This window comes from Candidatus Mesenet endosymbiont of Agriotes lineatus, from assembly GCF_964019585.1.
Lineage (GTDB): Bacteria > Pseudomonadota > Alphaproteobacteria > Rickettsiales > Anaplasmataceae > Mesenet.
This window is the reverse complement of sequence record NZ_OZ026454.1, coordinates 1,239,845-1,252,292: the sequence shown is the minus strand read 5'-3', so window position 1 is coordinate 1,252,292 and position 12,448 is coordinate 1,239,845. Positions and strand designations below refer to the sequence as shown.

Genomic DNA, 12,448 nt, shown 5'->3' with positions numbered 1-12,448 from the left:
TACTTCACCTGTGTATTTTCTTCTCAAGAAGCTTTTATTATTTTATACCATTACTATGCTCTGTAAACAGCTATATAAGATAAAATATAAAACGTGAATTAATATGGACCTAATACATACAAGAGACAAAATAGGAACAAATTTTTGCATTCTTAAAAAGCAGGACAATAGTCCGATCTCACGCTTGGATGTAACTGAAGATCAAGCCTCTAAAATTTACCCTAACGTCAGGACAAAGGAACGAAATCTGATTAAAAATGGTTTCCACTGTATGTGATATTTTGTTGCCAGTCTTAAAAACAAGAAATGCAAATTCCTCCAACAGGAAAGTGCAATGATTGTATAAGTAATTCAGAAAAATAAAAAATTTCAGCAGGATTTTTTGCAGATTCGATAAATGGTTTTTACGGGATTTTTGAATTTCATGGCTGTTCACAGAGCCTAGATAAATAATCTTAAATGCTTGCATTTTTTTGGACCATATAAAATAAGACTTTGTAAAGCTATAGAAAACTCCTATAAGTTATGTCTTAATATGCTATAGTAGTAAAAGTGCATTTATACTTAGAACAATATGTATCAACTAAAGGTAAAACATAAGAAAATCTGTTGTAATGGTACTAATGAAATAGGAATAGATGAAGGCTTAGGCCATCCTCTTATTTATTTAGATATGGGAAATGAAGACAGCATAGCTTGCCCTTATTGTAGCAAAGTTTTTATTTATAGCTATGCAGAAGATGGTGTTTTAAATTAAAAAACCTATCTTTAACGGATTATAATCTCAGGAAGATGTATGTGAAAACACCGTAGATGTAACACTTAAATATTATTCAATAGTTCACATTAAAAAAACTAATTCCATAAATCTTACAAATGTGATGCGATTTTACTTGATGAGAGTAATTAAATTTAATAAAATTAAACTATATTTTATCATAATTTAATGGATACCCTAACATTAATTTATATAACTATCGACAATTATGAAGGTGCAAAGAAAATTATTGAAGAGTTACTTAAAGAAAAATTAATTGCATGTGCAAATATTTTTTGCAACGTTACATCAATGTACCTATGGCAAGGGGAGGTCCGTAGTGAAAGTGAGGTTATAGTAATAGTGAAGAGTTTAAGTACTTTAGCTCATGATGTGATTGCAAAAATTAAAAGCATTCATCCTTATGAAATTCCTGGGATCATTGCAATACCTACAGATAAAGTTGATAATGATTTCTATACATGGATTTGCGGGTGCATAAATTAACATTTGCATTATTAGTATATTAACTCTTTTTTCCTATAATTGGGGTGTAGCCAAGTGGTAAGGCAACGGTTTTTGATACCGTCATGCGGAGGTTCGAATCCTCCCACCCCAGCCATTAAGTAGGGAATTTAATGTTATTTTTTTATCGACTTAGAATTTTAAGTTATGTATTAGCCAATGTAAAAAATCTAATTGTAAGGGTATTTTTATTGAGCATTTATGCTTATGCTTGTGGAGTTATATTATTATTTCTTAGCGGTGACCCCAATATACCGTTAGGTTCAGCTAAATATATACTTTATTACTTATATAAGTATATGAAATTGTGTTACTATAATTGGGACAATCTCAGTTATGGTTTAGTAATAAGGCTAATAGTGTCTTTGATACTTCCTTATTTTATTTATAAAACACTTACTAGCGTAAAGTGGAAGTATTTTTTTAGAAGATTAATCATTAGGATAATAGCCGTCATCAGAAAGAAAAGAGAAAGTACTTTAAAGGAGAATCAATCTGAAAAAGGAACTCAAACTGAAAAAGGAACTCAAAATAACTATCAAGACAAAGTGAATGCAATAAAAAATATACTAATGCATGATATTGAAAAGACTATAGATAAAAGGCTATATGATATATTTATTGCTAAACGCAAACCAGAGCATACAGATCTTAGAAAAAATACAGAATAATTTTAGCTAATTATTTGATAGATAATCAAAGATTATTTGAGCTAATTTTTCATTAATTCCAGGAACGTTTTTAATGTCAAGCAGCGAGGCATTTTTTATTGCTTGCATAGAACCAAAGTAAGAAAGCAATGCTTTTTTTCTACTTCTACCAATACCTGGAACTTCATTTAGTTGTGATAACATAAAAAGCTTGTCACGCTTTTTTCGATGTGCTGTTATAGCGAAACGATGGGCTTCATTACGTAAAAGTTGCAAATAAAGCATAATCTTATCATCTTTCTTTAAAGTAAAAGTTCCTTTATTTAACATATAAAAGTTTTCACATCCCGCATTGCGGTTAGGTCCCTTAGCCATACAAAAAAAAGGAATGTTTAGCTGTAATTTTTTTAATATATTACTTACGATCGAAAGATGGCCTGGTCCACCATCAATAAGCAAAAGGTCTGGTACAACATCTTTTATTTTGCCAGAGAACCTTCTTTTAAGCACTTCCTCAATCATTGCATAATCGTCACTTTTTTTACTTGTATTAATAGAAAACTTTCTATACTCATTCCTCAAAAAACCATCCCTTCCTGCAACAATCATTACTCCTACTTGCTGATTACCAGATATATGACTATTGTCATAGACCTCAATACGCTCTGGAATATAAGATAAAGAGAACACCCTAGCTACACCTTTTAATTTTTCCAAAATTTCTGTAGATGTTAAAGACTTACTTACAAGGGTTTGCTTAGCATTGTTATTTGCAAACTCAAGTAGCTCAAGTTCTGCATCACTTTTTGCACACAATACTTCCACTTGGTGCCCAGCAATTTTGCTGAGCGCCTGGCTAACCACATTAAGCTCGCTCACGTCTAAATGAGTAAAAATTTTATTTGGAATATTAGCTTTGTAAAACTGCATGATAAAAGTAGTTAAAATTTCATTGCTAGTTACATTATTATATTTATGAAGGAAATAAGGAGTGCTACTATAATGATATCCATTTCTAAATGACAAAACTTGAACACAAAAACTATCTGGTTTTTCAGCAATACCGATAAAATCCGCATCTTCAGGAAAACAAAAATCAATTGTTTTCATCTGAATTGCCTGCAGTGATCTTAACCTGTCCCTTAGCATCGCAGCTAACTCATAATTCATATTTTTACTGTGCTGCTTCATCGCAGTAAGTAGCTGCATTTGCACTTCCTTGCTTCTACCTGATAACGTTTTCTGTGCCTGTTTAACTGAATTTATATAGTTCGTCTGCGATATCTTCTGCACACAAGGGGCAGAGCAACGTTTTATTTGATATTCAATACATGGCCTAGCTCTTGAAGAAAAATTTCTATCTGAACATGTACGTAATAAGAAAGTCTTACAAATAGAAATAATTGCATTATTTACAGCAGATACAGAAGGAAAAGGACCGTAATAGTAATATCCATCTTTTAAATGTCCTCTATACTTACTAATTCTTGGGTATTCATGCTGAGAGATGGCAATATATGGATAAGATTTATCATCTTTTAGCATTATATTATAATGCGGTTTTAACGCTTTTATCAACTGTGCTTCAAGTAATAAAGCTTCAGCTTCATTTTGAGTGACTATAACTTCAATCTTTGCAACTTGAGTAATCATGGCTTTAATGCGCTGAGCTAATGTATTAGTTCTTAAATAATCAGAAAGCCTCGCATTTAGATTCTTTGCTTTGCCAATATAAAGAAAATTGCCATTAACATCCAGCATCTTATATATCCCACATTTTTGAGGAGATATTTTTGCCTGTTGCCTTACTATTTCAATTCCTATGCTTAACATGACATTGTTTTAATACAGTATCTCTCAAAGTAGATGATAGCAGCAGCCTTGCCAACAAGAAGTTGTAGTTCGTATTGTTGTGTTTTAGATCTGAATCAGCTTTTAATTGTGTACAGCTGTGTTTAGTGGGATTTAGGCAGCGAGGACATACAAAGTGATAATGCATTTTTTTGCAAGTTGAGGGTCTATATGATATGAAAGGTGAAGAAAGAAAAAAAGACAGTTTGCCTAGCAAAGAAGGAGATGAGTGCGAAAGATAACAGGAAATTGCAGTAATATGGATAGGCAGAACGGGGGCATCATGGACCAGCTGAATATGGAAAATAAACGTTTCATGAGATGGGCAAGTGGGGTAAATAATTTTTAACACGTTGATGAAGATACAAATGATAGATTCAACAATCATCAGAACATGATGCCGGTGCAAGAAAAAATATATAAACTAGTAGACAAAGTTCAAACGGTGCAAAGGGGGATTTAAGTAAGCTGCTTGTTGCATTGAGATTTAAAGGTCTGATTATGCTTTAGATTTGATAGATATGCTGATGATACATGGTTGAGGCAGCAAAACCTGTAGATACTACATCTCACCATGCTCTAATAGTATAGGGAAGATGGCAAAAGGATTAGAAGCTACTGTGACCAATTGTAGGAACGACACTTTAGATGATCATAATAATGAATTAAAGAATACGCAAGATGTATTAGATGAAACCCTAAACAAAAATAAGTAATTGGAGGAGAGAGATGAAGATCTAGTGAAGCAAATACAATCACTAAAGGAAAAAGATAAGAAAATGCAAAAACTAGAAACAGAAAATGCTGATATAAAGAACCAAGTGCAGCTATTAGTGCAACAAATGGGTGGTGTATAGAAAATGCTTGCAGTAATTACGGGGTCAGAAGTCAAATATACCTTCACCATAATCATCTTTAAGTGATATTGAGATGATAGATGTGCCAGGTAAGAGAATATAGTTAAAGTAAGCATTTTTATAATTTAAATATTTTAAAATATTAGACTTAAACTCTAAAGTTTAGTAGGTTATAAATTGAAATATTAAAATAGTAGTATGAGTGATACTAGGATAGAATCTGATAGTTTGGGAGAAATAGCTGTTTCAAGTAATCATTACTGGGGAGCGCAAACCCAGCGTTCTTTGGAAAATTTCAAGATTGGCTCAGAAAAAATACCGATTTCTTTGATTAAAGCTTTAGCAATAGTGAAGTTAGCTGTAGCGCGTGTTAATATAAGATATGGAGATATTGCAAGTGGTATCGGCAGAGCAATTTGTCAAGCAGTGCAAGAAATAATAGATGGTAAATTCGATGAAGAGTTTCCTCTTGTTATTTGGCAGACTGGTTCTGGTACTCAGACTAATATGAATATCAATGAAGTCATAGCTAATCGTGCAATAGAGATAATGGGTGGAATAATTGGAAGTAAGTCTCCAGTGCACCCAAATGATCATGTTAACTATGGGCAATCTTCAAACGATACCTTTCCAACAGCAATGCATATAGCTGCAGCTAAGCAGGTAAATGATATGCTTATTCCCAATATGCAAAAGTTATATGAAACATTAGATTTAAAGTCACAGGAGTTTGCACAAATTATTAAAGTTGGACGAACTCATTTGCAAGATGCAACGCCACTCACTTTGGGGCAAGAATTTTCTGGCTATGCAGCCCAAATTCAAAAGGGTATCGAGAGAGTAAAAACTGCTTTAACAAATATATATGAGCTTGCACAAGGAGGCACTGCAGTTGGTACGGGTCTTAATACTAAGAAAAACTTTGCTTTAGATTTTGCAAAGGAAGTAGCAGAAATAACGGATCTACCTTTTGTAACAGCAAAAAATAAATTTGAAGCATTAGCAGCAAATGATGCACTAGTTGAACTGAGTGGAGCGTTAAATACAGCTGCAGTAAGTATTATGAAAATTGCAAATGACATAAGACTTTTAGCATCAGGACCAAGGTGCGGTATTAGAGAAATAATACTACCGACCAACGAACCAGGATCCTCAATTATGCCAGGAAAAGTAAATCCAACTCAATGTGAAGCAATTACTATGGTATGTGCTCAAGTAATGGGAAATCATACAACCGTTACAATTGCTGGTAGCAATGGTCACTTTGAGCTAAACGTTTTTAAACCAGTAATTATCTATAACGTACTACAGTCAATTCAGCTCTTAGCTGATGCTAGTATTAATTTTAGTAATAAATGCATAGTTGGGATTCAGGCCAACAGGAAAAGAATATCAGATTTATTAAATCAATCTTTAATGTTAGTTACTGCTTTAAATACTCACATAGGTTACGATAATGCAGCGAAAATAGCAAAATATGCCTATGATAAGAATATTACTCTCAAAGAAGCAGCTATAGAGCTTAGACTGCTTGACGAGCAAAGATTTGATGAAATAATAAAGCCAGAAAATATGATTAGCCCTAAGTAGATTGAGCTTTAGTTGTGTTAAGAAGTGTGGAAAAAATCTCATAATCTCCAGGTTTAAGCTATTATAATATTGTTTCATCAAGCATTAGTTTTTTTCCATCATCCAACTGATACAGCCAAATTAAACTAAAATTCATCAAAAATAACTATACTCATATAAGAATAAAAAAATAAATATATGTAATGTGCTATTAGTTAGGGGGAACATGCCAGTACAGGAAACAGAAGAAAGTAATATCGTTGACCAACTGCAAGTTGTTTGTAGATTGGATGATGAACTAGAAACTAGTAGTGAATCGTCAGATTCTGGTATTGATTTTCCCAAATTTGATGATGATCAGCAACCAGATGAACGTGAGTGTGTTTTACTTAATAATGTTCAAAGTCCACATAGCAGAGTAGAAAAGATTCTCCAGATATTTAATATAGAATTTAAAGATTATAACAATATAGATAATTTACTTTGTACACTTAATTTACTTCCTTTACTTATTAGTCAAGTTCCTGATATAAACTTTGATGGTCTAATTTATAGAGAGGCTTTTGATTTCTTTATAAAACAGGGTATTAATGTTAATTCACAAAACAAATGTAGAATTACACTACTTCATCTAGCAATAGAAATTGGTGACATTGAGGCAGTAAGATATTTACTTACTATAAAAAACATAAATCCGTTTATCCAAAATAATAATGGCAGAACACCATTTAACTATGCTGAAGGAAAAAAGGAAATATTGCGAATGCTGATTGAAGCTGAATATAAGCATGGTAGCACTAAAAACAAGTTTTTTCACTTCGCTGTAAAACATAATCAAATTAATGCAGTTAAATATTTAGTAGAAGATCAAGGATACGAGGTTGATCTAAGAGATTGTCAATGCTCAACGCCACTGCACGTTGCAGCCATGGAAGGTCATGTTGATATTATAAAGTATCTAATTGCAAAAGGTGCTAATGTAAATCATGTTTCTCGACTTGGAAATACAGCTTTAATTCTTGCTGTAAGTTGCATTAATAGTAATGAAAAAAATAAATTAGAAATAATAAAATTATTGATAAAAAATGGAGCAGGTATTAATTTTGTTCCTGAAAAGGATAAAGCTTTTTGTCAGATGTCAGTACTACATTTCGCTGTAGAACACTTTATCCAAAATAGCAACCAAGATTCGTTAAATATAGTTTCGTATCTGCTGTCCTCACCTAAGCTAAACGTTAACATTTGTGATGATCATAACGAAACAGTACTACATTATGTGGTAAAGAGTAAACTAGATGTAAACAGTCAATTGAAAATTTTAGGTATTTTGTTAACAAGAAAAGATGTTAATCTTTCAATTGCAGATAATAAGGACAAAACTCCTCTTGATTATGCCAAAAAGCCAATTTTGGATGTTTTATGTAAATATATAAAAATTAAAAATAATTATGAAATTGCTAACTCAGCTTCGTATTGTTTAGCTACACTAATGATGACAACTAGTTTTATATTAATTATAGAAAGTAGCATCTTGTTAAACGATGTAGTAGCAATACAGGATGATTATGCACGTTATATGTGTGTTGGTTTTATTGTAATGGCAGCAGTTGGTATGTTGAGCGGTATTGATATCTTAATCTGTAATTATATCGAAGAAAAAAGAATAAAGGAAGATTTTGAATACCAGATAGAAAAATTGATCAAAAATAGTGATAACTTTAATACTGTATTAACTCAACCAAAAACAGGGAGTATACTAAATGCAAACTCTAACTATAGATGAGGAGAAATTTGTACTGTTTGGCTTAAAATAACAAAAAATAAGAGAAATGAGTATAATACAAACAAAAATTAGGATTTAGCAAAACAACTAGATCACAAGCATATGGAAGAGATATATTTTACCGATTCAAGGAGAGATATGAAAATGGTGGGATGAGATAAGTAAGAAAAGTTGGCAAATAGAGTTTCTCAGGATATAGAAAGAGATGTAGTTAATAGAATTTCCAGCGTATAAAAAATGAGTTGAGAAAAGGGGCATAATAATATCTGAAGGTGGATTAACCTTTAAAAAAGGCTTTGAAGCAATCAGATGGTTAACAAGCCTTAGAAAAAGTAAAAGAAGGAGAAATTGACACTCAGGATATTTAAGATACTTATTCTTAGGTAGCCTTTATAATTGCAGACCTTCTTAATGATAGAATTTTTTGATGAGGCTACGCATTCTGTGGTACAGTGGCAAGCCAGAACTTTATTTGAGAATAGAAAACATTCTAAAACCAAACACCTCAAACTCATGCATATGGGGAGTATTCTCCAAACCATAGGGGTGAAGATAAGGGAAGTTGGTGGAGAGAAGAAAAAAACAGGCCTCTTAAATTTATTACAAAAAATTATAATGAGAAAAATAACTAATTTATCCTCAACGAATTTTGTAATGAGAAAGCAGATGAAATATCAACTATAACAGAAAAGAAATTGAATGATTTTGGGTAACATAGGAGTTGTAGCATAGATAGAATTATTAAATGAAGATTCTGTAAGGTTTAAATTTTAGGTTTACTGAATATAAAAAGAATGTACAACAACTTTATTTAGACACATCTCACAATTTAAAACAATTTAAAAGCATAGGCTATATTAGCCTACCTAATGATATGGAAAATTTGTATAAAGGATATGTATAGTGGTTATGAATGGGATAAAATTACATTCTAAATCATGAGCTAACAGATCAGGGTTATAGAGGCAACTGATGATTTGCTAATATCTGACTTATTGTACCAATAAACAAATGGATGAAGCTTAGCTGTTATAAATCCGATACCAATATGTATGACATAAAAACAAATCAAAAAATAGAGTTTGTTTAGAATTTCTAGAAAGGGAAAAATTAAAGTGAGATCAAAAATTAACTGAATACAATCAAAAGAAGAAGGGCTAATAAAAAGTAATATGATCTTCTAAAAAAAAATCAAAAATTGGTCGATATTCATAACTAATGTCACAGAGAATAAAATTAGCGCTATTAACAATTTACAGAGTAAATTATTTAAATTATATAAGTGATGAACTTAAAGATACAATATATGCTAAATTGTGCGCAATTCTTATATTTCATGGAATTGTACAAAACTGAAAGAGCTGAAAGGCGTTCATTGAACTAAAAATAGAGAGTTGTTTTTAGCATTAAATAATAAAATTAAAGGCTTAAAGATCTTTCTTGAAAAGCTTGCCATAACTTGGTCACAATTTTCATTAAAAGACAAGTACAGAAAAACTAGGGTATCTACCTTAATTTCTCTAAATTTGCTCACAATCTCTTAACTTGACGCGTATGGTTTGGGGAATACTCCCTAAGCTCTATCAGTGATATCTCTACCTCTGATATTTTATGGTCGTTTCAATATGTGACATTATATTTTGATAGCCCATATCACTTGCTTAAGTTGATTATTTGAGATTCAATCCTTTGGAGCTTAAATGACCCACGATTTTGTGCTTTTCTTCCTCATTGTTTGATAGATTTTTAGGCCTATTTCTCAGTTTGATACAGCATGTTCTCTGTCTTACAGATTGGAACACACTAAAAATTTGCCATTAATTTTTGATTTTTACTTCTACATCATTAATAAATAATGCATTTGTATTGTTTACTTCTTCTACATTAAGTAGTGCTATCCCTATATTATTTATACTAGAGAGTAGCTCACCTATCTCTTGCTGCTTATCATTTGTTACTTTTGCACCAGCAGCTAGTAGCTTATGCTTGCTAGTTACTGAATATATTTTTTTCTTAAAAGGTATCCTATGCATCCTTGCTACAACTTCTTGCCCTATATAGCAGCCTTTGTTAAAGTCAATACCACCAATTTTATCTATCATAAACTGCAGAGGAAATGACTTATTTTGTATCATATCTTGCGTACCACTCGGAACTAAATTTTGTATACGAACTTGTTCATATTCTTCAAAATTTCCCACTTCTATATCTTCTATTTCACTTTCAACAGGTGATATGGTTCTAACTCCAAGCAGTTTATGACGCGGATCAGCAAAAGTAATAACGTTTTCAATTTCTTCATTACCACCTAATATTACACCTACTTTGTATCTTTCGCTTATATCCCGAACTTTCACTTTTAAGTAAGTTCTAAGCAAACTCAGCTTTTCAATTATTTCTGACAAATATGCCTTTTCACATTCTAGTAAAATATTTTTACCTTTTTGAACAAGAAAAAAATCATAAAGATACCTACCTTGTGGGCTAAGCAGTAGAGAATAAATAGCCTTTTTGTCTTGTAGTTTTGTTATGTCATTGGTGATAACACCTTGAAGGAAGCTTCTAGTATCTGGACCTTGTAATAGAATAACACCACGGTTCGGTAAAGGTATGTAAGACATATTTAGAGAATTTTTATTTTATGTACGCCCATTTTATATGTATATATTATAGTTTTAGGGTTATTTGTGCAATATAGAACTCACACTTGCGGGGAACTAAGAGAAAGTCATGTGGAAAATGTTGTTACTTTATCAGGGTGGGTGTACCGCAAGCGTGATCACGGTGGAATTATTTTTGTTGATCTGCGTGATTTTTATGGCATCACACAACTGTTTTTTAATGAACTTGAAAATATTGAAAACCTAAAACTAGAGAGTGTTATTACTGTCAAAGGCAAAGTAAAACTAAGAACAGAAGATACTATCAATACTTCGTTAGATACAGGTAGTATTGAAGTTGTAGTTGAAAGCGTAACTATACTTTCAGAAGCAGATTCATTGCCTATGAACATTTCTGGAGAACAAGACTATCCTGAAGATATTCGTTTTAAATATAGATTCTTAGATTTAAGACGAGAGAAAGTTCGCAGAAATATAATCCTGCGATCGCAAGTTATTGCAGAGCTTAGGAAGCTTATGACTGCAAGTGGATTTATTGAAATTCAAACTCCGATACTTACAGCTTCATCGCCTGAAGGTGCACGTGACTACTTAGTACCAAGTAGGCTGCATCCTGGTAAGTTTTATGCATTACCACAAGCACCTCAACAATTCAAACAAATCCTAATGGTTTCTGGTTTTGATAAATATTTTCAGATTGCACCGTGCTTTCGCGATGAAGATGCTCGTAGCGATCGTTCTCCTGGAGAATTTTATCAACTTGATCTTGAGATGTCTTTTGTTTCTCAAGAAGATGTATTTAATATTATTGAACCTGTTTTATATAGTGTATTCTCTAAATTTTCTAATAAGAAAGTCGATGAAGAGTTCAAGCGCATAACATATAAAGAGGCAATGTTAAGATACGGTTCCGACAAACCAGACTTGCGTAACCCACTTTTAATCACCGATTTCACTGAGGTTTTTCGCGATTCAAGTTTTAATATTTTTAAGAAAAATATTGACTCAGGCATGGTAGTAAGAGCAATTCCAGCTCCAGGTACTGCAAGTTATCCACGCAGTTTTTTTGATGGTAAAATAGAATATGCTACCAAAGAACTTGGTGCACAAGGTTTAGGGTATATTGTTTTTGACAAAGAAGATTTTTCCGCAAAGGGGCCTATAGCAAAATTCCTTGATGAAGATAGGCTTGAGCAAATTAGGAATTTAGTAAAGCCAGGAGATAGCGTTTTCTTCGCTTCAGATAAAGAAGAAAAAGCTGCAAAAATTGCTGGGGGCATGCGTGAGCTTCTTGGTGAGGAGCTTAATCTAGTTAAGCAAGATGTGTTTAAATTTTGCTGGGTTATAGATTTCCCATATTTTACCTATGATGAAAAAGAGAAGAAAATAGACTTTTTCCACAATCCTTTTTCTATGCTTCAAGGAGGTTTATCAGATTTAGAAGAAAAAGATCTTTTAGATATAATTGCTTATCAGTATGATATTGTCTGTAATGGTGTTGAGCTTTCAAGTGGTGCAATTCGCAATAGTAGCTTAGAGATAATGTATAAAGCTTTTGCTATTGCAGGCTATAGCAAAGAAGATGTAGATAGTAGATTTAGTGCACTTGTGCGTGCGTTTAAATTTGGCGTTCCACCACATGGTGGTATAGCTCCTGGAATTGATAGGATAGTTATGTTGCTTGCTGATGAACCCAATATTCGAGAGGTCATTTGTTTCCCTATGAATCAAAAAGGAGAGGATTTGCTTATGGGTGCACCATCTAAGGTAGAAGAGAGGAATTTACGTGAATTGTCTATCGCTGTAAAGGAAATGAGAAAAAATTAATAAAAATT

Annotated in this window: 9 protein-coding genes, 1 tRNA gene and 2 pseudogenes; 10 read left to right on the top strand and 2 right to left on the bottom strand. The window is 32.3% G+C overall.

Going from position 1 to position 12,448, the window contains the following annotated elements; all coding sequences use genetic code 11:
• The first annotated feature begins 574 nt into the window (after positions 1 to 574).
• The 4 genes from AACL19_RS05760 (at position 575) to AACL19_RS05745 (ending at position 1,953) form a co-directional block, all read left to right on the top strand.
• Positions 575 to 757, top strand: coding sequence for a zinc-finger domain-containing protein (locus AACL19_RS05760; RefSeq protein ID WP_339045539.1), 183 nt, complete (start codon positions 575 to 577; stop codon positions 755 to 757).
• 189 nt (positions 758 to 946) lie between these two features.
• Positions 947 to 1,264, top strand: a complete 318-nt coding sequence (cutA, locus tag AACL19_RS05755; RefSeq protein ID WP_339045538.1) for a divalent-cation tolerance protein CutA — start codon at positions 947 to 949, stop codon at positions 1,262 to 1,264.
• 40 nt (positions 1,265 to 1,304) lie between these two features.
• A tRNA-Gln gene (locus tag AACL19_RS05750) sits at positions 1,305 to 1,379 on the top strand.
• A gap of 16 nt (positions 1,380 to 1,395) precedes the next feature.
• The gene (locus AACL19_RS05745) at positions 1,396 to 1,953 is read left to right on the top strand and encodes a hypothetical protein (RefSeq protein WP_339045537.1); all 558 of its coding nucleotides are present in this window, start codon (positions 1,396 to 1,398) and stop codon (positions 1,951 to 1,953) included.
• Positions 1,954 to 1,959: 6 nt separating this feature from the next.
• Here the strand turns inward: AACL19_RS05745 and uvrC are convergent, their stop codons facing one another.
• Positions 1,960 to 3,765: an excinuclease ABC subunit UvrC gene (gene uvrC / locus AACL19_RS05740; RefSeq protein WP_339045536.1), complete on the bottom strand. Its 1,806-nt coding sequence runs from the start codon at positions 3,763 to 3,765 to the stop codon at positions 1,960 to 1,962.
• A gap of 1,073 nt (positions 3,766 to 4,838) precedes the next feature.
• On the opposite strand from uvrC, the gene fumC reads away from it, so the two are divergent.
• The 5 genes and pseudogenes from fumC to AACL19_RS05715 all read left to right on the top strand — a co-directional run.
• Entirely contained in the window at positions 4,839 to 6,230 is a 1,392-nt protein-coding gene (gene fumC / locus AACL19_RS05735; protein ID WP_339045535.1) for a class II fumarate hydratase, read from the top strand.
• A gap of 205 nt (positions 6,231 to 6,435) precedes the next feature.
• On the top strand, positions 6,436 to 7,992 hold the full coding sequence (locus AACL19_RS05730) for an ankyrin repeat domain-containing protein (protein WP_339045534.1): 1,557 nt from the start codon (positions 6,436 to 6,438) through the stop codon (positions 7,990 to 7,992).
• A 113-nt stretch (positions 7,993 to 8,105) separates the two neighbouring features.
• Positions 8,106 to 8,230: pseudogene (locus tag AACL19_RS05725) on the top strand (IS481 family transposase); the annotation flags it as partial.
• 173 nt (positions 8,231 to 8,403) lie between these two features.
• On the top strand, positions 8,404 to 8,676 hold the full coding sequence (locus AACL19_RS05720) for a hypothetical protein (RefSeq protein ID WP_339045533.1): 273 nt from the start codon (positions 8,404 to 8,406) through the stop codon (positions 8,674 to 8,676).
• 500 nt (positions 8,677 to 9,176) lie between these two features.
• Positions 9,177 to 9,536, top strand: a pseudogene (locus AACL19_RS05715) (IS4 family transposase); the annotation flags it as partial.
• A gap of 273 nt (positions 9,537 to 9,809) precedes the next feature.
• On the opposite strand, the gene AACL19_RS05710 reads toward AACL19_RS05715, so the two are convergent.
• Positions 9,810 to 10,613 carry a folate-binding protein gene (locus tag AACL19_RS05710; protein WP_339045532.1) on the bottom strand — a complete coding sequence of 268 codons (804 nt, stop codon included), beginning with the start codon at positions 10,611 to 10,613 and terminating at the stop codon, positions 9,810 to 9,812.
• 66 nt (positions 10,614 to 10,679) lie between these two features.
• On the opposite strand from AACL19_RS05710, the gene aspS reads away from it, so the two are divergent.
• The gene (gene aspS, locus AACL19_RS05705) at positions 10,680 to 12,440 is read left to right on the top strand and encodes an aspartate--tRNA ligase (protein WP_339045531.1); all 1,761 of its coding nucleotides are present in this window, start codon (positions 10,680 to 10,682) and stop codon (positions 12,438 to 12,440) included.
• Positions 12,441 to 12,448: the final 8 nt, after the last annotated feature.